The sequence below is a fragment of the Stenotrophomonas maltophilia group sp. msm1 genome (assembly GCF_032025805.1).
Taxonomy (GTDB): Bacteria; Pseudomonadota; Gammaproteobacteria; order Xanthomonadales; family Xanthomonadaceae; genus Stenotrophomonas; species Stenotrophomonas hibiscicola.
On the sequence record NZ_JAVSKH010000001.1, the window covers coordinates 340,944 to 363,019 of the forward strand.

Annotated in this window: 16 protein-coding genes and 1 pseudogene; 12 read left to right on the forward strand and 5 right to left on the reverse strand. The window is 63.9% G+C overall.

The window, feature by feature from the left end; genetic code table 11:
• Positions 1-9: 9 nt before the first annotated feature.
• Both ROV95_RS01570 and ROV95_RS01575 read left to right on the forward strand, forming a co-directional pair.
• Positions 10-1,665, forward strand: a pseudogene (locus ROV95_RS01570) (AarF/UbiB family protein); the annotation flags it as partial.
• 244 nt (positions 1,666-1,909) lie between these two features.
• Positions 1,910-4,015, forward strand: coding sequence for a phosphoglycerol transferase I (locus tag ROV95_RS01575; protein ID WP_312542470.1), 2,106 nt, complete (start codon positions 1,910-1,912; stop codon positions 4,013-4,015).
• 530 nt (positions 4,016-4,545) lie between these two features.
• On the opposite strand, the gene ROV95_RS01580 is transcribed toward ROV95_RS01575, so the two are convergent.
• Together ROV95_RS01580 and ROV95_RS01585 are read right to left on the reverse strand one after the other, a co-directional pair.
• Positions 4,546-6,975, reverse strand: coding sequence for a DUF3772 domain-containing protein (locus ROV95_RS01580; RefSeq protein WP_312542472.1), 2,430 nt, complete (start codon positions 6,973-6,975; stop codon positions 4,546-4,548).
• Positions 6,976-7,062: 87 nt separating this feature from the next.
• On the reverse strand, positions 7,063-7,311 hold the full coding sequence (locus ROV95_RS01585; protein ID WP_021201923.1) for a hypothetical protein: 249 nt from the start codon (positions 7,309-7,311) through the stop codon (positions 7,063-7,065).
• 182 nt (positions 7,312-7,493) lie between these two features.
• On the opposite strand from ROV95_RS01585, the gene ROV95_RS01590 reads away from it, so the two are divergent.
• The 7 genes from ROV95_RS01590 (at position 7,494) to ROV95_RS01620 (ending at position 16,653) form a co-directional block, all read left to right on the forward strand.
• The gene (locus tag ROV95_RS01590; protein ID WP_134735157.1) at positions 7,494-7,988 is read left to right on the forward strand and encodes a lipocalin family protein; all 495 of its coding nucleotides are present in this window, start codon (positions 7,494-7,496) and stop codon (positions 7,986-7,988) included.
• Positions 7,989-8,000: 12 nt separating this feature from the next.
• Positions 8,001-9,209 carry an FAD-dependent oxidoreductase gene (locus ROV95_RS01595; RefSeq protein ID WP_312542475.1) on the forward strand — a complete coding sequence of 403 codons (1,209 nt, stop codon included), beginning with the start codon at positions 8,001-8,003 and terminating at the stop codon, positions 9,207-9,209.
• Between the two features lie 126 nt (positions 9,210-9,335).
• Positions 9,336-9,818: a hypothetical protein gene (locus ROV95_RS01600; protein WP_005411364.1), complete on the forward strand. Its 483-nt coding sequence runs from the start codon at positions 9,336-9,338 to the stop codon at positions 9,816-9,818.
• A gap of 590 nt (positions 9,819-10,408) precedes the next feature.
• A complete protein-coding gene (locus ROV95_RS01605; RefSeq protein WP_107432606.1) occupies positions 10,409-11,464 on the forward strand; it encodes a WYL domain-containing protein in 1,056 nt (351 codons plus the stop codon).
• Between the two features lie 48 nt (positions 11,465-11,512).
• Positions 11,513-12,928 carry a hypothetical protein gene (locus tag ROV95_RS01610; protein WP_312542478.1) on the forward strand — a complete coding sequence of 472 codons (1,416 nt, stop codon included), beginning with the start codon at positions 11,513-11,515 and terminating at the stop codon, positions 12,926-12,928.
• A gap of 8 nt (positions 12,929-12,936) precedes the next feature.
• Entirely contained in the window at positions 12,937-16,140 is a 3,204-nt protein-coding gene (locus tag ROV95_RS01615) for a hypothetical protein (protein WP_312542481.1), read from the forward strand.
• A 144-nt stretch (positions 16,141-16,284) separates the two neighbouring features.
• Positions 16,285-16,653, forward strand: a complete 369-nt coding sequence (locus tag ROV95_RS01620) for a hypothetical protein (protein ID WP_312542483.1) — start codon at positions 16,285-16,287, stop codon at positions 16,651-16,653.
• A 141-nt stretch (positions 16,654-16,794) separates the two neighbouring features.
• On the opposite strand, the gene ROV95_RS01625 is transcribed toward ROV95_RS01620, so the two are convergent.
• A complete protein-coding gene (locus ROV95_RS01625; RefSeq protein WP_312542485.1) occupies positions 16,795-17,229 on the reverse strand; it encodes a PepSY domain-containing protein in 435 nt (144 codons plus the stop codon).
• A gap of 151 nt (positions 17,230-17,380) precedes the next feature.
• Between ROV95_RS01625 and ROV95_RS01630 the strand changes: the two genes are divergently transcribed.
• The 3 genes from ROV95_RS01630 to ROV95_RS01640 are packed head-to-tail and all read left to right on the forward strand — an operon-like array spanning position 17,381 to position 19,646.
• The gene (locus tag ROV95_RS01630; RefSeq protein WP_010482069.1) at positions 17,381-17,671 is read left to right on the forward strand and encodes a PepSY domain-containing protein; all 291 of its coding nucleotides are present in this window, start codon (positions 17,381-17,383) and stop codon (positions 17,669-17,671) included.
• Positions 17,671-18,330 carry a response regulator transcription factor gene (locus ROV95_RS01635; protein ID WP_312542487.1) on the forward strand — a complete coding sequence of 220 codons (660 nt, stop codon included), beginning with the start codon at positions 17,671-17,673 and terminating at the stop codon, positions 18,328-18,330. The genes ROV95_RS01630 and ROV95_RS01635 overlap by 1 nt, the downstream gene beginning before the upstream one ends.
• The gene (locus ROV95_RS01640; RefSeq protein ID WP_312542489.1) at positions 18,327-19,646 is read left to right on the forward strand and encodes a HAMP domain-containing sensor histidine kinase; all 1,320 of its coding nucleotides are present in this window, start codon (positions 18,327-18,329) and stop codon (positions 19,644-19,646) included. The genes ROV95_RS01635 and ROV95_RS01640 overlap by 4 nt, the downstream gene beginning before the upstream one ends.
• A 142-nt stretch (positions 19,647-19,788) precedes the next feature.
• Here the strand turns inward: ROV95_RS01640 and ROV95_RS01645 are convergent, their stop codons facing one another.
• On the reverse strand, positions 19,789-20,109 hold the full coding sequence (locus ROV95_RS01645; RefSeq protein WP_021201930.1) for a DUF6122 family protein: 321 nt from the start codon (positions 20,107-20,109) through the stop codon (positions 19,789-19,791).
• Between the two features lie 37 nt (positions 20,110-20,146).
• Complete coding sequence (speA, locus tag ROV95_RS01650; RefSeq protein ID WP_111098667.1) at positions 20,147-22,036, reverse strand: arginine decarboxylase; 1,890 nt, start codon at positions 22,034-22,036, stop codon at positions 20,147-20,149.
• Between the last annotated feature and the right edge of the window lie 40 nt (positions 22,037-22,076).

Consider the following 22,076-nt stretch of genomic DNA (forward strand, 5'->3'; position numbering starts at 1 on the left):
AATCCTCCGCTGGTCAAAGGCATGAACCGGCGCAGCCAGATCCTGCGCCTGCTGATGCGCTATCGCCATTCAGGGGTGTTCTCGGGCATGAACCTGGATGCCGCAGGCAATCCAGCCGACGTTCCCGCGGACGGCAACCCGGAACAGTTCGTCAGCGATCTGGAAGCTCTGGGGCCAACCTTCGTCAAGCTGGGCCAGATGCTGTCCACGCGCCCGGACATGGTGCCGGTAGAGTTCGCCACGGCGCTGGAGCGCATGCAGGAAAAGGTAGCGCCGATTCCCGTCGAGCGCATCCACGCCATCATCGAGCAGGAGCTGGGCGTAGGGGTGAACAAGCTGTTTGCCGCGTTCGACCCCGAGCCGCTGGGCTGCGCATCGATCGCGCAGGTGCATCGGGCCGTGCTGCACGACGGACGCCAGGTGGCGGTGAAGGTGCAGAAGCCTGAAGTGGCCGCACAACTTCGCTCGGACCTGGAGGCGCTGCGCAGCTTCGCGCTGGCCGCCGACCACCTGACCCAGGTGGGCCGCCGCGTGCGTCTGCGCGACTGGCTCAACGAATTCGCCAAGACCCTGATGCAGGAGCTGGACTACCACGCCGAGGCCGAGAACCTGGCCCGTTTCGGCCGACACCTGAAGCCGTTCCGCCGCCTGTGGATTCCGCAGCCGCTGTGGGACTACAGCAGCCAGCGCGTGCTGACCATGGAACTGGCCACCGGCGTGCGCGTGGATGCGATTCCCGATGTGCGCCGTACCGAACAATCGATGGACCCGCTGGCGGCGGCGCTGATCCGCGGCTACCTGGACCAGATCTTCGTGCACGGCGAGATCCACGCCGACCCGCACCCCGGCAACCTGCGGGTGATGCCCGATGGACGGCTGGCGATCTTCGACCTGGGCATGGTTGCGCACATGCCGCCGCGCCTGCGCGAGCGCTTGCTGAAGATCCTGTTCGCAGCGGTCGATGGCCGTGGCGAGGAAGTGGCTGACGACCTGATCAGCATCAGCACGCGGCTGGAGGCGTTCGACGAGGAACGTTATCTGCGCGAGACCGGCCAGTTGATCGCGCGTTACGCCGCCAGCGGCACGTTCTCCGAAGGCCGCGTGGTGCTGGACATGGTGCGCATCGCCACCGCCTGCGGACTGCGCACGCCGCCGGAACTGAGCCTGCTGGGCAAGGCACTGCTCAACCTGGAAACCGTATGCCGCTTGCTGGCACCCGAACTGGATACCCGCCGCATCGTCGAGCGCCAGCTGCAGCATGTGATGCGTGCGCGCCTGAAAAAATCACTGTCCGCAGCCAACATCGCCAGCGAGGCGATGGAGCTGCAGCAGCTGCTGCGTGATGGGCCGCGCAAGCTGTCGGACATCATGGCGCTGCTGGCCGAGAACCGCCTGCAGATGAAGGTCACCGGCCTGGAAGAATCGCGGCTGATGGAGAACCTGCAGAAGATCGCCAACCGCGTGGCGGCCGGCATCATCAGCGCGGCATTGATCATGGCCGCCGCGATGATGATGAAGATCGACACCGGCTGGCACCTGTTCGGCTATCCGCTCATCGCCCTGATTCTGTTGTTCATCGGCGTAGTGCTCGGCCTTGGCATCGTAACCAGTGCATTGCTGTTCGACCGTCGTGCGCGGGCACGCGAAGAACGCGGGCATCGCTAGCGCATCGACAAAAACACCCGTATTCATGCAGTTTTTAATGCAATCCAGCTACCCCTTTCACGCTCGTTTTACCTTCTGAGCGCGATTGCGCGCGCGTCATTTCAACAAACATTTCAGTCAGGTTCGTGCATGCACTATCGGGTCATCGGCCTGTCACATGCATGTGCTTGCGGCAGCGCCGGTCGGATGGACACGCGTCGGTACGACGTCCATCACCACCACCCCGTCACTGCCGAAGCTGCCTATGCTCTGGATACTGCTGCTGTCGTTGTTGCTGCTGTGCTGGTTGTTCCTCGCGTCCGACAAGTGGGTGTGGTGGAAAGCCGGCGCGTTCTCGCTGCTGCTGCTCATGCTCAGCGCGTGGTGGCTGATCGACAAGCTGTCCGGTGATGGGCTCAACGCTGCCACCCTTTATCACCTCGGCGCCGACATGGAAGGCGCCGGTGTCTCCGACTTCAAGGGCTACATCGCCGGCTTCATCGTGCTGGCGCTGGTCTCGCTGCTGCCGCTGTTCGCCACGCGGGTGAAGCGCTGGCGCCGGCCCGGCCACGGTGGCGCGCTGTTCGCGGGCTTCGCGGCCGTGTGGGTGGCCACGATCATGATCAGCCCGCTGGCCCGCGACGGCCAACGCCTGTACCAGCAGCTGCGCCCGGTCGACTTCGCCCGCATCGCCCCCGAATACCAGGTGCCGACGCAGCCGCTGCAGCACCCACGCAACATCGTCTGGATCTACGGCGAGAGCCTGGAGCGCACCTACCTGGACGAGAACGTGTTCCCAGGCCTGATGCCCAATCTCAACCGCCTGGCCACGAAGTCACTGGACGTGCGCGGCCTTGCCTCGGCCGAAGGCAGCGGCTGGACCATCGCCGGCCTGGTGTCGTCGATGTGCGGCGTGCCGCTGACCACCTCGCAGGGCGATGAAAACAGCATGGACCGGATGGGCAGCTTCCTGCCCAAGGCAGTGTGCCTGGGCGACTACCTGAAGCAGCAGGGCTATACCAACCATTACCTGGGCGGAGCCAACGGCCAGTTCGCCGGCAAGGGCCAGTTCCTGGCCAGCCACGGTTTTGACGAAGTGCATGACCTCGCCTGGTTCAAGCAGCAGAAAAAGATCGGTCGCATCCACTACTCGGCCTGGGGCGTGCACGACGACGTGCTGCTGGATACCGCCTACCAGCGCTTCGAACAGCTCTCGCGCGCCGGCTCGCCGTTCATGCTCACCACGCTCACCATGGACACCCACCACCCGGCGGGCCACCTGCCGGTGTCGTGCAAGGGCGAGCGCTACCAGAGCCGGTACGGCAACATCAACATGCTCAACGCGCTCAAATGCAGTGACCGGCTGATCTCGCAGCTGGTCGAACGCATCCAGGCCAGCCCGTACGGCAAGGACACGCTGATCGTGATCGCCTCCGACCACCTGGCGATGCCCAACGATCTGACCCATATCCTGACCCGGCAGAAGCGCGAGAACCTGCTGCTGTTCCTGGGCGATGGCATTGCGCCGCAGCAGCTCAGCGCCGACGCCGGCACCACGCTGGATTCGGGTGCGACTCTGCTCAGCCTGCTGGACCCGAACCTGAAGACGATGGGCTTCGGCCGTTCACTGATCGACCCGCAACGCGCGCCCAGCGCCAGTGTGGCCGCGCGACGCGACCAGGGTCGCGACTACCCGCAGTATCTGGCGTTCGCCCGTTCGCTGTGGCTGGGTGAACCTACGCGTGAACTGAAGATCGACGGCGACGACCAGGTGGTGGTCGGCCTGCAGCACGTGCAACCGCCGGTGCTGCTGGAGTACGACAAGGACTGGGGGCTGAAGTCCGTCTATCTGGAAAACACCTCGCGCCAGTTCGATGATGCCAACCCGGACAACACTCTCGCCTACGTCGACCGCTGCACCGCGTTCGAGGATGGATCGGCCGACGGCGACTGGTGCGCCCTGCTCGTCAACCGCGACAATGGCATCAAGCTGTACCGCGACAATGATCTGCGCGGTGGCATCGCGGTGGATGCACCGCTGGATGCGCTCCAGGGCCCGCGCCCGAGCGTGCGCCAGGCACACATGATCACCCAGAAGGGCCGCCGCACCCGTGCCGGCCAGTACATGCTGCAGCTGGTGGCGAGCACGCGCCCGGATCGCGGCTTCTGGATCGAAGCAGTGTCGTCGCAGCGCAAGGTGGTGCTGGCCCAGCAGTGGGTGCAGCCCGATGCCGACGGCAAGATCAACGTGACGTTCGGGCTGGACCACGAAGTGGATGATCTGGAGATCCGCGCGTGGTTGAACCATGCCGAGAAGCTGGCGGTGGATACGTTCGCACTGGTGCCGTCGCGCAGCCGACCGCGAGGGTAGGGTTCTTTGCAGGGCTGCGCCCTGCACCCGCTACAAACCGGGGCAACGGCAACAGCAACAGCGTGCATTCCGTGGGATGGCGGGGCGGTGTCGGAGTGCGGGGATGCCGTAAATCCGTCCATGGAGGCTTGGCAGCCGCATCCATGCGGCTGACACCCCGCACTCCGACACCGCCCCACCTCTGACAGATTCCTGCGGCTGTCGGTAGGTGTCAACCTTGGTCGACACAATCTGTCAGATATCGAAAATCAAGATGGGGTCAGATCCGTTTTCCTCCGGAAAGCGGATCTGACCCCAAGAGCATTTCCGACAGATCGCGGAAAACTGTCGAAGGCGGGGTGGGTCCGGTTGCGGGGGTGTCAGCCGCATGGATGCGGCTGCCAAGCCTCCAGGGACGGATTCACGGCGTCCCCCGCAACCGGACCCACCCCGCCATCCCTCAGGAAACCAGCCTTTGCTGTTGCTGTTGAAGTTGCCGGCCAGCGGCCGGCACTACCGCGGGTGCAGGGCGCAGCCCTGCAGAACACCCCCTACTCCTGCGGATCGCGGGTGATGTGGATGTCGGTCGGGGTCGACAGCGGAATGTTCCGCTCGGCCAGGATCTGCAGCAGGCTGAAGTACAGATCGCTGCGGGTGGCATAGACCTGACGCGGGCTGGCCACGTACGCGAAACTGTTGATGGTGATCTGGCCACCGCCAATGCTGTCGATGTAGACCGTCGGTGCCGGCTGCTGCAACACGTTGGTGTGCGCGGTATACGCATCCAGCAGCGCCTGGCGCAGGCTGCCGACGTCGGTACTGGGCGGCACCGCGAACTGGATCTGGATGCGGCCCTGGTTGTTGCCCATCGTCATGTTGCGCACGGTCTTGGTGACCAGCTCGGAGTTGGGCACGATCAACGTCGACTTGTCGCCCACCTGGATCTCGGTCGATCGCAGGCTGATGCGGCGGATGTCGCCCTCCTGGTCACCCAGCTTCACCCAGTCGCCGATCTTCACCGGCCGCTCGGCCAGCAGGATCAGGCCGGAGACGAAGTTCTGGGTGATCACCTGCAGGCCGAAACCGATACCCACCGACAGCGCGCTGACCAGCAACGCCAGCTTGCTCAGCTGCAGTCCCATCGCGCTCAGGGCCCAGATCACCGCGATGATGATGCCGACGTAACGGGCTACCGTACTGACCGAATTGCGTGCGCCCAGGTCCAGTTCGGTCTTGGGCAGATAGGTGTCGGTCAGCCAGCGCTGTACCAGCTGGGTAACGGCCAGGCCAGCCAGCAGCACCAGCACCGCCAGCACGATGCGCACCGGCTCCAGCTTGGTTCCGCCAATGTCGAATCCAGAGGTGAACAGCGAGGAGAAGCGCTCCACCACCGCGCCGATGTTGCCGAACGGTGCCACCAGCGCCAGCAGCGCGATCAGTACGACGATGGTGCGCAACGCCGCCGACAGCAGCACGCCCGCCTGTTCCAGCCGCGATACGCTCAGGCCGGTGCTGAGCAGGATGGTCTGGCCGACCTTGCTGTCGGCGTTTAGCATCCAGGTGCTCAGGTCATCGACGAACTTGAACAGCAGGGTCGCCGCCAGCACCACGATGCTGCCGCCAATCAGCTGCTGGTTCACGAACTTGGCGAAATTCAGGTAGCCCATCAACGTCGCGGCGATGGCGGCCACCACCGCGACGTTGCCCGCTACGCGTGCCAGTACCAGCCAGCTGCTGCGACGCACCGGCGTTGCCGCACCCACGCCATCGGCCTGTGCCTCCAGCTTGGCCTCGGCTTCGGCGGTCTGCCGCCGATGCAGGCGCGCCAGGGTCACCAGCATGGCCATGATCAGGCCGAGGTAGGTCAGGGCAATCAGGCCGTCCAACGCCACCGTGGTGACGTCGCTGGTGCGCGTAGCCTGGTCGAGGGCCACCAGCACCGTGCTCAGCCAGGCCAGCGCCGCCGCGCCCCAGGCGTATTTGCGCAGCTTCAGCGCGGCGGTGTCGTCCAGGTTCAACAGCCGCCATGACGGGCGCTTGGGCACCAGCAGGCAGGCGCTGAGCGCGGCAATGAAAGCGGCGCGGAACGTGGCCGTCTCCAGGCCGTCGGCCACCACCTGCAGGCGCGGCGCGATGGCATCGATCGCATCCAGCGCCGCCATCAGTACCACCACGGCATAACCGGGCAGCAGCGTGCCCACCAGCAGCAGCCACATCGCCAGTCCGGATCGACGCAGGCGACCGTCCGGCGCGCGCTCGGACGCGGCGAACTGCCGCCCCAGCCTACGCAGCCACAACCGCAGCGGGAACATCATCACCAGCGCGGCCAGCAGGCCCAGCAACGGCGTACCCCAGCCATTGGTGCGGATGCCGGCGACCAGCGCGTCACGCCCCTGCTCGGCCAACGGCGCAACGCGCGCGATATCGATCGGCAGGCGCTCGGCCACCTTGCTCCACAACGCAGGCGACAGCGGCGAGGCGACCTTCTGGCCCAGTTCTTCCGTACGTTGTGCGGTGCGCTGCTGCTCGATGTCCGCCGCCAGCTGCTGTGCACGCACGGCACTGGCCTTGGCCTGCGCCACCGATGCGGCCAGCCCATCGCGCTGCTTGTTGAGGGTGCGCCGTTGCGCCGCCAGTTCGGGCGGCTCGGTGGCGCCCTCGGCAGGCGTGCCCAACTGCGCCAGCCGTTCGTCGAGGCGGTCCAGCTGCGGCTGCAGCGACTTCTCCAGCGCCTCGGCGTCACGCCGGGCCTTCGAAGCATCCTCGGACAGCATGGCCAGTGTTTCGATGGCCGCGGCATCACCACGCTTGCGGTCGACTTCCTTCAGCTTTGCATCGATATCCGCCAGCTGCTGCTTCGGCGTGGGGTCCTCATCCTGTGCCAGCACCGGTGCGGACAGCAGGAAGGCAGTGCACAGCAGCAGGGCCAGCCAGGGCCCCCGTGCACGGATCGATCGCAGGAAAGAAGACACGCCAGACATACCAGTTCGCGCGGACCACCGCGCCTGCGCGCGACTATACGGCACAGGCGGTCAACAGCGGATGGGCGGCCCCGTCAGCGTCGCGCGTCAGTACTTCAGGCGCAACTCTTCCACCGTCGGCTGTTGCAGGGCATACCAGTCCTGGAACTCTTCCTCGGTAATCTCATCGGGCGCATACACCGCCACCGGGTACCAGTCGTGGTCGGTCGGCAGCGGCTGGCGCGGGCCGGCACGCAGGCTGTAGCTCACGCCCTCGTAGTCGACCAGGTCATCGACCTGCGGCCACTGTTCGCGCGCGAACGCGGATTCACTCTTCAACAGGATCACCTGGTACATCGGCACCTCCACCTCGGTTGGATCAGGAAAACACGGCGCTGGCGGCAGGATACCGCCAGGCCGGTGGCAACAGGCACGTCGCAGCGGCGACGGAACGTTCTGGACACAGCCATCGCCCCGGCTTCACCCGCCCATGGCGAGCCCATCGGCATCGTGGAGACCCACCCCTGCCACCACTGCCGATGACCGACCACCCGCCGCTGAAGACCGTCCCCGACCTCAAGCTGCCCCGTTACCTGGGCACCTGGTACGAGATCGCCCGTCTGCCGATGCGCCACGAGCCGGAAGGCTGCACCGACGTGTCGGCGCACTACACCCTGCTCGACAACGGCAACGTCGGCGTCACCAACCGCTGCCGCATGGACGGCGAGATCGAAGAGGCAACCGGCGAGGCCTGCGCCGTCGACAACGACAGCGCGCGCCTGGAAGTCAGCTTCCTGCCCAAGGGCCTGCGCTGGCTGCCGTTTGCCAAGGGCGACTACTGGGTGATCCAGATCGCCCCGGACTACAGCGTTTCGCTGGTGGGCAGCCCGGATCGCAAGTACCTGTGGCTGCTGGCACGCGAGCCGCAGCTGGACGCCACCGTGCAGGAACATTATCTGGCCGCAGCGCGCCTGCAGGGCTTCGATCTGTCCGAACTGATCCAGACCCCGCATACCGGCCACCCGACCGCCTGAGCAGCACACTTCATGGACCTGAAAAGTGGCTACCCGTGGTGGGCCATACGCAACGGACTGATCCAGGCGTTCCCGCCGCTGGAAAAGGACCTGCGCTGCGACGTGCTGGTGGTCGGTGGCGGCATCACCGGTTCACTCATCGCCGACGAGCTGTCCCGGCATGGCCATGACGTGGCCTTGATCGAGCAGCGCGACATCGGCTGGGGCAGCACGGCCGCGAGCACCGCGCTGCTGCAGTACGAGATCGACACCCACCTGCTGGAGCTGGCCCAGCGCTATGGCAACGATGCGGCCGCCCTGGCCTACCGTGCCTGTGCCGATGCGATCCCGGCATTGGGCGAAGTGGCACGTGGGCTGAAGGACGTGGATTTCCGGCAGATGGACAGCCTCTATCTGGCCAGCCGGCGGCGCGACGTGCCGCGCTTGATGGCCGAAGGTGCTGCGCGCCGCGGCATTGGACTGGACGCCCGCTGGCTGGACCGCGAAGCCCTTCGCGAACGCTTCGACGTGGACGCCGGTGGCGCCCTGCTGACCCGCCAGGCGGCCCGGGTTGACCCCTACTGCCTTACCTACGGCCTGCTCAAACGGGTGCGCCGGCGCGGTGGCCATGTGCACGACCGCACGGTGCTGCACACGCTCAAGCCCGGCACGCAGGGCGTAACCGCAATGACCGAGGCCGGCGCCACGGTCCGCGCCCGCCATGTGGTCCTGGCGATGGGCTACGCCAGCCAGCGCTGGCTCGAGCAGCGGGTCGCACGCAACCGCAGCAGCTATGCCTTCATCACTGATCCCATCGATGCGGGCGCGCTCGGCCGGCTGCGCAACACCATGGTGTGGGAGAGCGCACGCCCGTACCTGTACCTGCGCGCCACCGGCGACCGCCGCCTGCTGGTGGGCGGGCTGGATGACGCCATCGACATTCCGGCTCGCCGCGACCGGCGCGTGCAGCACAAGGCCGACAAGCTGATGGATCAGCTGCTGCACTGGTTCCCGCGTCTGGATCCGGTACCGGCGTTCTCCTGGGCCGGCACCTTCGCTGAAACCGCCGACGGCCTGCCGTTCTTTGGCCCGCACGACCAGTGGGGGCCGCGGGTGCATTTCGCCATGGCCTACGGCGGCAACGGCATCACCTATTCGATGATCGGCGCGCAGCTGCTGCGGGCCCGGATCGAGCGGCGCAGGCATGCGCTGGAGGGATTGTTCGGATTCGGGCGGTTGTGACCTGCGGCCAGGCACGGCCTGGCTCTACCCCAATCCGGTGCCGACAGGCATCATTCAAGCAACCCCTGCTAGCGTCGGCCTGTACCGCCGCGTGTTGCGTGGCCACCTGTCCGCTGGAGCGCCGTCATGATCCGCCCCCTGACCCTGCTGCTGTGCCTGGCCCTGCCGGGAACCGTGCTGGCCCAGTCCGCCGCTGGCGCCACTGCGCCGCAGGCCGCTGGCCTGGACCTGACGCTGCCGCAGGCGCCAATGCGCTACCTCAACGACCCGGCCCTGCAGCAGGACCCGCCCGGCACCTATTACGGTGACAAGAGCGGCCCGCGCGTGCACGACGACGCGAAGATCGCCGACGTCACCGACGACAAGGTCAAGGTGTCCGGCAGCTTCACCACCGGTATCGGCTATTCGAAGAACGGTGGCAACAGCCACTACAACGCGGCCACGCTGAACCTGAGCAAGAACTACACCACCGATGAGGGCAAGACCCACGGGGTCAACGTCAACATCCACGTGAGCGAAGGCAAGGGTCCGGGGTTCTTCGGCCCGTATGGCGGCTACTACGGCCGTGGCCCGGGCTATTGGGATTACCCGCCGCCGTTTGGCTGGTAAGCCCCGACCCATCGATTAGGACATCCCTCGGCTGGTAGGTGTCGACCTTGGTCGACACGCTCTGGGTTGCACGCAATCCAGGCCGTCATCACCCGCGCCTGTGAATCTAAATGCGCAGTGAGCGATAAGGGCAACGCAGACCACCACCGCCATTAATTTGACGGTGATGGATTTACTGTGAGTTGTATTGCAAATCTGCGCGGCTCAGGTCATCGTCACCATCAGGGGCTCGCCAGAAGCTGGGCGAGGTTGGACGAAGTACCGTACAAGGAAGCACGGCTCAATGAGTATTGGACTCGGCATCGCGAGGTCGCACGTCACGCGCTGGTTGTTGCGTCAGCGGCAGAAGAGCCGTTCGCGTAAGAAGCATTGTCGCTTTTCGACCGGCACCGCCCCCCTCGATTTCCAGTTTGGCCGACCGCCGTCTGCGGCGTCTTTGCTGACACGATCAATACAAGCCTTCGAATGGCGGGCGATTTCCCCGCCGAAGCAGCCCGGCGTCGCACTGGCTTCTGTGGCGTGCGACAGGTTGTGTCGCATTCATCGATCAAGCTCAAGGCAACGGCGTCGCTGAACGTCGCACTATCGCCATGAGCGTCGATCAGAAAATGAGCTCCCGCAAGAAGAAAGACCCAACACGACGCAACGTCGTGCTGCTACGTCTGATTCCCCGTTACCCCGCAAGCATCTCGACGGTGCAGCTGCGTGATGCGCTGCTTCAGGAGGATCCTGACTTCGATATCAGCCCACGCTCATTGCAGCGCGACCTGGAAGGAATGCTCAATGGCCGTTTCAACCTCATGTGTTCGAAGGACCACGAGGACGCAGCCATCAGGCGGAAAAGGCCCTATCGGTGGTCATACGAGCCGCATGCGCGGGCAGGAGCTCCAGTAATGAGCTCGGCTGAAGCACTGGCCCTTTGCCTGTCTGAGAATCACCTGCGGCACCTTCTTCCCCCTGATGTCATGGCCCTGCTCGGGCCGCACTTCTCGGATGCACACTCTCGTATCAATGGCCAGATATCGGGTGGTCACGGTCGCTGGGCCCAGCGAGTACGCAGCATACCCAATGGCAAGGCGCTGCTGCCCGCGGTGGTGGATGGAACCGTCTGGAACACGGTAGCCGAGGCACTGCTGCATCAACGCCAGCTACAAGTAGACTATCTCAGTCGCACAAAAGGCGAGAGCAAACGCATGACCCTTCATCCCAAGGGTCTCGTTTCGCGCGGACCAGCAAGCTATCTGATAGCAAGCGTGTCCGGCTACCAGGATGTTCGCCACTTTGCACTGCATCGCATCGCTCAGGCGTCGCTTCTGGATATTCGCTCCGATGATGATGGGTTCGAGATGGACCACTATCTGCCTGGTGCAGCGTTCACACCGCGGCAAGGCTCGGGAAACATCGAACTGATTGCCGACATCCATCCTCAGCTTGCTTGGACGCTCCGGGAAACACCACTGTGTGAAGACCAGCATCTTGAAGCGCTGGAGGCTACGGACTGGGTCCGTCTCCACGCGCACCTGCCAGACGACCAGGAGAATTTCTGGTGGCTGTACAGCCTGGGGGACAACATCCGGGTCCTTCAGCCCAGTGGGCTTCGCGAAGCCATTCTTGACCGCAACCAACGCGTCATTTCCCTTTACTGATCATTGCGCGATCCCGCACAGAGCATGCTGATTACCGAGAGAAATTCCATGGAAGATCAAACCAGAAAAGCAATCCCGGCCGCTGTCAGCGTCTGTCCAATCTGGACGGGAGCCGCTGCCGAGAAGGTCGGCCAGATGATCCACCAGATCGATCAGAGCACCACGCTCATGCAACGAATTGCTTCGACTGCCCAGAATAAAGCGATCAAAGGCGGATTTGCGGCCGAAGCGTGGCATGCCGAAACGTTCAATCTTGATGCGATCCTGAAAGACAAGGATGTCCGTGCGTTCACCGACACGTTCAGCAACAGCCCACTACCACGCAATCACACGACCCACGATATCGTTGTGATGAAAGGGGATGAGCAGCTGCTGGGTGCCCAGCTCAAGTACTTCAAAGATGCTGATGCAACCCAGAAAGCCTTCCGCTCAAGCAAGGACGGCATTCATCGTTACCAGGACAGCGATCTGTTCTTAGGGCCGTCCGACCAGATAGAGGATATCCGTCAGTCTGCCCAGCGTGACGTGTTGAAGAACCAGCAGAAGCGTCCCGCCGTGTCCGAGGCTGCGGCCAAGGTCCGCGACAAAACTGCAGGCAGTATGGAGGTCGATGGAGCCACCTCAACTCCACTCAGCAAACGCGATGCCGAACAGCTTGGCACCGGTAGCGCAGAGGGGAAAGCTGCTCACAAACAGATGCAGGATGGCTACCTGAACAAGGCGACGCTGCAGCAGAGCATGCGTGCCGCTGGCTCCGCCGCACTGGTTACCACGGTGATCGCCGGCAGCATCAACACCTTCCAGCATCTGCAGCACGTCCGCGATGGAAAGATCACTACCGAACAAGCCGTACACCGGATCCTGCAGAACACCGTCATCGCCGCCGGCGATGCGGCGCTCAAAGCCGGCACGGCGACCGCAAGCGTTGCACTGGCCACCCGCGCCATGCCGGCCCTTTTTGCAGGTGCTGGCTTCACCAGCGTCCTTGCCCGCGGTGGTGTCGCCGGCGCGGCCGTGTGCGCCGTCGACTTGGTCCAGTGCCTGGTGATGGTCGGGGTTGGTCGCATGACGTTTGCAGAGCTGGAGACACGGACCGGCACCAACATCCTGCAGACCAGCGCGGGCGTCCTGGGCTCCTCCATCGGCGCAACGCTGGGCACGCTGGGCGGGCCACCGGGTGCCCTTGTCGGCGGCATCATTGGCGGCATCATTGCCTCGATGGCAATGACTATCGCCGTGGACAACCACGTCGAAAAAGCGTTCCGGTTGACGCTGGAAGGAACCCGCGAAGTCGTTGAGAACGGGTTGTCAATGCAGCAATCCCTTGAGCTGCTGCAGGAATCCCAACTGTTCTATGCCGATTTCCACAAGGGCCTGGTGCTCTCTGAAAAGCACTTTGCAGGGCAGATAACGACCCTGCAAGCCCAAAGTCGTCAACTTCGCGAGAAACTCAACCGTCTGTAAGGCCAGCCATGAACAGCATCATCGAAGACACATCCATGGATGTTTTCCATTCGTCGCTCGACGCGGACGAACAGCGAGCAGTCGCAGATCTTGTTGAACGTCACCGCGGTAATGCGGCCATGACCCAGCGATTGGCGCTGGATGCGTCCCGACTGCTGACCAGCAGCCAGGACCGGCTGCAGAAGCAGGCTGGGGCCGGCTTCTGCAAACGTCTGCTCGGCGCCATCAGCGGCTCGACCCGCAACAATGCGCTTGCCAACCAACATGACACGCTGAAGACCCAGAAGATTGCCTGGCACTATCTCCAACAGCTTCAGCAGCAGAACCTGATCAACGCTCAGGCCATCGCCGTCATCCGCAACAATCTCGGGACGATGAATGAGTTCATCATCGAAACCCGCTGTTTCCTCGACGAGGCAATCGACAGGATTGGCAACCGGCTTCGCCCTCTTGAAAACAATGTCCGGCTCAACAAGTGGTCGCTGAGCATCGAGGCAAACAAGCGGCGCTATCGCTCACTCCCGCGCTCGCTTCTTGTCGTACAGCTCGCTTATGACTTCATGCTCAAGCATCAGGATATTGAACTGACGCTGGAGGACATCAATCACCTAGTGGTGACGCTTGAGAATCTTGGCGTCAACTGTGATGACGAGGCTCGCCTGCTTGACTTCATCATCGACCTCATCGACCAGATGGATGTAACTGGCATCGATCTTTACCGACGCAACATCCAAATCGTCACCGAAGACATTGAGATCGAGTCCGCGTTCATCCAGTCCAATGTTTCCGGCATCGGATTCAATGCGCTCTACTATCTGTCCGACCAGCACAGCAGGATCATGGCGCTGATCAGCGACGATGAGCTGTGCAATTCAGATGCCGCGCGTGAGAAAATCATCTCCCGCATCTTTGGTGACGAGTTCGACGGCCTGGCAACGACGTACACCTTGCGTGACTTGGTCGCGGAGATCGTGGGCGGGGGCCTGCTGGCCATCGCCATTTACCGCGACATAAATGGGCTTGACGTCCAGGCCGACGTATTTCCGCCCGCTGAAGAGCAGCAAGAGCAGATCTCGCTGGTTTCCCGGCTACCGGACATCAAGCAGCACAGCTTCCTTGATGCAGCCGAAGACGCCGACCAGCGGCGCACCTACATCGAGTTGCTGTCGCTCTGTCTGCCGGATGCTTCGGAGTGCGGACCACTCGGCCGCGACTTCATCAACCACCTGGCCGCCAGGGCTGATACGCCTACGGCAGTGTCGGGCTTCCTCTCGAGGGACACCCGCGGCCACATGCAGGCTGAACACCTGCAAGAACTGCGCGTGCTGCTGACCGATGACAATCGCGTGTACTGCTGGCTGCTGGATGCATTCTTCCTGCTCTCCATTGAAGGACGAAAAATCGAGAGTCCGCAGGTTATGCGCATCCTCGGAGCGCTCAAACCAGCACAGTTCAAGGAGCAGCTTGCAGCCATCCAGTCGGTACTCGCGGATGAGGATCACGAACGTGTGCTGCAGGCAGGCGCGCGGCTGTCGCGGCTGACTGCTGGCTGGTCCAACGTTCTGCGCTATCGTGAATTCAGCCTCGTTGACACCTTCACTGATGCCAGGCGAGAGCTCCACGCAGCAAGCCTGGCGGCCATCAACCTCTCCGGTGACCTGAGCAAGGCCGGCATGAAGGCCATCGATTACAGCTACTTCCTTGGCGCCTCTCCCTTTGATGAGGGAATTTTCAGCAAATTCACCAACGCGGTGGGATCTACGGCCTTCTCGGTGGGTCGAAAGTCCTGTGCCAGTAGGCTGAACCAGATGCGTGGCAAGGTGGTTGATCTGCTCGCCACCCACGCCGGTGCCTTGTCTTCAGCCAATGCGCTGGTAAGTCGGTTCGGACTACCCAGATTCGACTTCGAGAACGATTCCGGATACGCGGACTTTGATCTCGACAACTCTGCAGAAAATGAGCAGTGGAGCGATCAGTTCGAGCACTATCAGCGGCGTTTGGAGAAAACACTGGCTAGCTTCTCGAGCGCCTGCGACGATGCCGACTGCCAGCTGGGACTGTTCGCAGAAGGAGACTTCTCCACACCTGTACTCGAACGGCGCTTGCGTGAACGGGAGCTTGCACTCCAGAAGCAGCGCGAGAAGAACCTGGCCAGCCGTTCGGCTACGGTGGAGAAGGACGGTCAGGTGCTGCTTGTCAGCATCGATTGGGAAGATATCACCTCCCCACCCTGCGACCCGGAGCAGATCCGGGATATGAAGACCAACGGTGACCGCTGGCTGGTTGCCACGCAAGAAGGCCGCTACTACCTCAGTGGTGACCGCGTGCAGTGGGAGGAGGTCCACCCCTTTGGCGTGGAAACCACTTCGACCAAGAACATCCTCGTGGTCAGCGGCACCTGGATTCTCACCGGGTACAGCGAAGGCTTTGCATACTCGTCCGACGGCCGTCACTGGAATCGAACGTCGTATCCCATCAACGAAGGGGATTATTCCTGTTCGCCTACAGATGACATCGTACAGTTCGAAGGCATCTGGATCTGGCGATTCCTCCGCGACCGTAGTTACAAGTACACCAAGAAGGGGTTGGTGTTCGATTCAGAGGAGACCGGCAGCTATCGCGAGACGGTGCTGTTTGCCACTCAGTCGTTGGACAGCCCTTGGTCCCGTTGGGAAGGCACACCCAACTTGCCAGAGGGTATGGAGGTTGACGCCCTGCGTGCACTTCCGGGCCATCATTCATTGCTGATCTTCTGCACCTACAATTGGATCTACGGCAATGACAAGAAGAAGACTGAACTCGAGCCCGCTGTAAAGTACTTCGTGCCCGGCAAAGGATGGCGCAATTGCACGTGGGAGGGACGGATGAACCAGGGTTCCGGTGTATTGGTCACGCGGATGGCCGATCATCTGCTGTGCTTTGGATCCAACGAGTTGTTCCGTGCTACCAAAGCCTACGAATGGAGCCGGGACAAGGACAGTATTTCCGTGCGAGACGCCTTCCACCTGGAGAACATGAGCGTCTTCTGGCACACAAGCCACAGCAAGCTCCTGCTCAGCCAGGATGGCCGGACGTTCGCGGATCTGACCCTTGAAGACGGCTGTTGGAACCACCTGTGCGCCAACGACCAGGGACTTCTGAGCGTGTACTCACCCAATTCGCATGAGACCTGGCTGCGTACTGGACGCTGGCGCGTCCAGCCGCAGCACTGACCGACCATAAGACAAGACGCTGGCCTTCCGGCCAGCGTCAACGTCCGGACCACGTATGGGTTCCGAACGAGCGACAGGATGTGTCGCAGCGACCCAGCAAGCTTGGTTTGTCGCTGCAATCCCGCAGCTTGGTAAGGAAACTACGTGGAAGAACTATCGCCGCTGTTGATCGCCTTCAATCTGCTCATCCTGCTGCCGTTGGAAGTGTATGCCCTTATCCGGGGTATCAATGTCCAGCGCTACAATCTCGGTATAGCAAAGGGCCGCCGCTACGCCGATGGATTCTGGTGGCGTCAGGCCACCGCTCTGGCCAGATCGCGCGCAGCCAAGGGGGGCAACTTCCTTGCTACGGTCATTCTAGCGTCGATGGGCCTGGCGATCTCACTGTTCTCGGAAGCCTGGCTGGACACTGCCATCTGCAGCTACGTGCTCATCAATGCACTTGTAGCAGCGAACTTCTTTGCGGCTCAACTGCCAATCATCGAGGCTGAACGCAGGGAGGCCGGTGACTGAAAAGGCTTGGGCCGGATATCCCTTTACCGCCGACCAAGATTGGCATCTTCCAACGCACGCCATCCGGCCGGTAGGTGTCGACCTTGGTCGACACGCTCTGCTTTCCGTGCCGACCAAGGTCGGCACCTACCGGCGCGCGAATCAATCCAGCCAGCCATCGCGCTCGCTGTGCAGGATGCGGCCGTCATAACCGCTCAGGCGCACGTCCACCTTCTGGTTGCGTGCATTGCGGGCCTCCAGCGACCAGGTCGCACCATCGCGTTCCAGCGAATGGATCTCGCGCAGGCCATGCGCCTGTGCCCGTGCCAGCACCTGCTCGGTGGTCAGCAGCGCGCGGCCGCTGTGCTCGTCGAAGATCTCGCCGGTCTTCGGGTCCACATAGACCCCGCTGAAGCGGCCATCGGCGCGGCTCACGTCGGCCTCCCACAGGCCGTCATCGCGCTCGATCTCGTGGATCTGGGTGTAGCCGGCCTTGCGCAGGGTCTGTTCAACCTGGGCCATGCCCAGCGGCGCGGCCTGTACGGCCGGCGCGACGGTCAGCAGGGCAACAGTGGCGAGGGTGAGCGACTTCAACATGGGGGTTCTCCTGTTCGTGTTCGTGGCCGGACCATCCCGGCAACGCCACAATGCACCCCGTGGTTAACAGCGCCTTAGCCGGCACTGTTAGCCAGCTGTTAGTCACCCCCGGCACACTCACGCCTGTTCCTACAGCCCTCCCTGCGCCCCGATGCTCTCCACCCTGCCCCTGCTGCTGGCCCTGGCCAACGCCCCGACCGCCGCCGCGCCCGTCCAGGACCCGGCGCAGCAGGTCGCGCGCCGTGCCGTGCAGCAGGGCCGCTACGTGCCATTGGAAAGCGTGGTGCGCGATGCACTCAAGCGCTTTCCGGGGCAGCTGCTGGAAGTGGAGCTGGACGATGGTGTCTACGAAGTGGAGATCCTGCGCGGCGACGGCGTGGTGGTGGAGCTGGACTATGATGCGCGCAGCGGAAAGCTGCTGAAGACGGAGCTCGACGACTGATGCGCATCCTGCTGGCCGAAGACGATGCCGCACTGGCACAGCGCCTGGTGCCCCTGCTGGAACAGGCCGGCTATGTGGTGGAGTTGGTTGCCGATGGTCGCCAGGCCGAGGAGATCGGCCAGATCGAAGACCTGCAGGCCGCCATCGTCGACCTCGGCCTGCCCGGGCTTGACGGATTGAGCGTGATCGAGCGCTGGCGCGGCAATGGCCGCAGCTTTCCGGTGCTGGTGCTGACCGCACGCGGGCGCTGGCACGACAAGCTGGCCGGCTTCGATGCCGGTGCCGACGACTACCTGACCAAACCGTTCCAGGCCGACGAACTGGTGCTGCGCCTGCGCGCCCTGATCCGCCGCAGCCATGGCCATGCCAGCCCACGCCTGCACTGCGGGCCGCTGCAGCTGGACGTCAACGCCGGCCGCTTCGAACTGGACGGACAGCCGCTGGCGCTGAGCCCGCAGGAGTTCCGCCTGCTGAGTTACTTCATCCACCACAGCGGCCAGGTGATCGGCCGTGATCGCCTGGGCGAGCAGGTGTTCGAAGGCGGCCACGACCCGGACTCCAACGCGCTGGATGTGCTGCTCGGGCGCGTGCGCCGCAAGCTCGACACCGAACTGATCCAGACCGTGCGCGGCCAGGGCTGGCGGCTGGCGGCGCCGTGACGCGGCAGCCCTCGCTGCGGCGGCGGCTGCTGCTGGCCGGCGGCGTCGGCCTGCTGCTGGTCTCGCTGCTGGCCAGTGCACTGCTGGGTGAACTGTTCAAGCGCAGCGCGCGTGATCGGCTGGACCACGAACTGCAGCAGGACATGCTGACGCTGGTCGCGCAGATGGAAGTTGCTTCCGACGGCCAGCTGCAGCTGCGCCAGGAACCCAACGACGCGCGTTTCCAGCGCGTGTTCTCCGGTGCCTACTGGCAGATAGCCGGTGCCGATGGCCGCGTTCTGCTGCAGTCGCGCTCGCTGTGGGATGAAACCCTGCCAACCACGACCACAGGTGCGGCCACCCGCAATCTGGCCGGCCCCCTGCAGCAATCGCTGCGCGCACGCGTGCAGCAGGTGCGCCTGCCGCGCGCCAGCGAACCGTTCGTGGCGGTGGTTGCCACCGATCGCAGTGCGCTGGATGCGGATGTTGCCGCGTTCCGCAAGCGCAGCGCCATCGCCCTGGGCGTACTGGTTGCGGCGTGGCTGGCGGTGCTGACCAGCCAGGTGCACTTCGGCTTGCGCCCGCTGCATCGCCTCGGTGCGCAGCTGGAACGGGTACGTCGCGGCGATGCGCAGCGCATCGACACGCAGGGGCTGGGCGCGGAAGTCGCACCGTTGGGTGAAGAACTCAACGCGCTGCTGGACCACCAGCAACGCATGGTCGCGCGTGCGCGCACCAGTGCACAGGATCTGGCGCATGCATTGAAAACCCCATTGAGCGTGCTGGCCACCGAGGCTGACGGCGACGGCGCGGACTGGCGGACCACCGTGCGCGAGCAGAGCGCCCGCATGCAGGCCAGTGTTGACCGTTACCTGGCGGCAGGGTTGGCCGCAGACCATCGCCAGCGCAGCGACGTTGCGACTGTCGCGCAGGCGCTATGCCGGTTGATGGCACGCGTGCATGGCGAACGCGGCATTGCGTTCACGGCCGCAGGTATCGATCCAGCGTTGCAGTTCGCCGGTGCCAGTGCGGATCTGGAGGAGATGCTGGGCAACCTGCTGGACAATGCCGGGCGTTGGGCGCGACAGCAGGTAGACATCACCGCAGACATCAGCGACGGACAGCTACGCATCGAAGTACGCGACGACGGCCCGGGCTTGGCCGCAGAGTCACTGTCACAGGTCACCCAGCGCGGTGTGCGGCTGGATGAGCGCGAGGGCAGCAGCGGGCTGGGCCTGGCAATCGTGGGCGATATCGCCGCCAGTTATGGCGGGCGCGTGGCGCTGGAGAATGTACAGCCGGGCCTGCGCGCGATGTTGTGGTTGCCGGTGGGGTGACTCGTTAACACGGGAACGCCAAGCGGGTAGAGTCGACTGTTAGTCGACTTTCGCGCGCAGCGCGAGATTTCCCAGCACCGCAACCAAGAGCAGTCGACTAACAGTCGACTCTACAGCCTTCGCCGGGCATTTCAGTTCCCCATCAACGGTGATGCATCCACCAGCAATCAATCGCGTCCAGCACGATGTGGATGATCAGACCGATACCGAACAACCGAGTTTTCTTCGGCACGCACAGCCCCGCGTAGACGGCGATGGCCGGGGCCGTATGCAGCGGGTGGAAACCGATGCTGCAGCGGTTCGGTGCGTAGATCGGATCGGCCAGCAGGTGGTCTAGATCGATGATCCAGCCCAGCAGCATCAGCAACCACGCCGAGGCGAAGCGCTTGCGCCAGAACAGCCATGCCAGCAGGGCTGGCACGGCGGCATGCAGGAACAGGTGGAAGGTCGCGCGCGCGCTCATCGGCAACGGTGGCACCGGGCGGGCCTGGCGCCGTCCATCACACCAGCGGTTCGTCGGACAGGTAGGTATAACCGGTCAGGCCGGCTTCCAGCGCGTCCGACAGTTCCTGCGCGCGTTCCGGCGACAGCTGGGCCTCAGCCACGCGCTGCGCATAGGCCGCACGCAGTTCGTCCAGGCGGTAACCCACGTAGTCCAGCATCACGTCGGTGGTGTCGCCGCGGCGCTGCTGGGTAATGGCATAGCCATCGGCATCGGCCAGCACTTCCACCGCGTCGGTATCGCCGAACAGGTTGTGGATGTCGCCCAGGATTTCCTGGTAGGCGCCGACCATGAAGAAGCCGATGCGGTAGCTCTCGCCCGGCTTCATCTTGTGCAGCGGCAGCGAGCTGTCCAGGCTCTCGTTCTCGACATAGGTTTCCACCATGCCGTCCGAGTCGCAGGTCATGTCAGCGATGATGCCGCGGCGGTCCGGGGTCTCGTCCAGGCGCTCGATCGGCACGATCGGGAACACCTGGTCGATCGCCCACACGTCGGGGATCGATTCGAACACGCTGAAGTTGACGAAGTACTTGTCGACCAGGCGCTCGTTCAGTTCGTCCAGCACCGGGCGATGGCTCTTCTCGTCATAGCTCAGGCGCGCACGCACGCCGTGGGCGATGGCGTAGAACAGATCGTCGATGCGCGCACGCTGCGGCAGGTCGATCTGGCCCAGCGCGTAACTGGCCAGGCCTTCGGCATGGAAATGCTGCGCTTCCTGGAACAGCTCCACCGCCGGGCGCACGTCCAGCTCGTCGTGGATCTCGCGCAGATGGCGGATCGCCGCCGGCTCGTCGTCGTGCTGGTCCGGCACGCGGCCTTCCTGCGCTTCTTCCACTTCCGACACGTTGGCGATCAGTACCGCGTGGTGTGCGGTCATCGCGCGGCCGCACTCGGTCACGATGCGCGGCGGGGTCAGGCCGAACTCTTCGCAGGCATTGGCCAGCGGCTGCACGATGTTGCTGGCGTAGGAATGCAGGCCGTAGTTGATCGAGCAGAAGCTGCGCGAACGGGTGCCTTCATAATCCACGCCCAGGCCACCGCCCACATCGACGTGGGTGATCTTCGCGCCCAGGCGCGACAGCTCCACGAAGTAGCGGGTGGCTTCGCGCATGCCGTTGGCGATGTCGCGCACGTTGGAGATCTGCGAGCCCATGTGGAAGTGCAGCAGGTTCAGGCAGTCGGCGTACTCGGTGTCACGCAGCGACTTCCACAGGTCCAGCAACTGGCGCGGTGACAGGCCGAACTTGGCCTTGTCGCCACCGCTGTTCTGCCACTTGCCGGCGCCCAGCGAGGCCAGGCGCATGCGCACGCCCAGGCCCGGCTTCACGTCCAGCGCCTTGGACTCTTCCAGCACCAGCTTCAGCTCGGACGGCTTCTCGATGACGATGAAGGTCTGCAGGCCCAGCTTGCGGCCGATCAGGGCCAGGCGGATGTACTCGCGGTCCTTGTAGCCGTTGCAGACGATCAGCCCGCCCGGGCGCGACAGCGCCAGCACGGCCATCAGCTCGGGCTTGCTGCCCGCTTCCAGGCCGAAGCCCTCGCCGTGGTGGCTGGCCAGGGTGCCGGCCACGCCGCGGGTCTGGTTGACCTTGATCGGGTACACGGCGGTATAGCCGCCGCTGTACTCCCAGTCCTGCTGGGCCTGGGCGAAGGCCGCCTGCAGCTTGCCCAGGCGCTGGCCGAGGATGTCCGGGAAGCGCACCAGCAGCGGCAGCTTGGCACCGGCCGCGCGCGCCGCGTCCACCACCTTGGGCAGCGATACCACCGGGCCGTCCGCCCCGGTCGGTCTCACCACCATGTGCCCGGCCTGATCCACGTCGAAGTAACCGTCCGCCCAATGCGGGATCGAGTAGGTCTTGCGGGCTTGGTCGAGGGACCAATCGGTCATTTCAGTCGGCCTTGTTGGCAATAAAAGGGGGGGCATGATA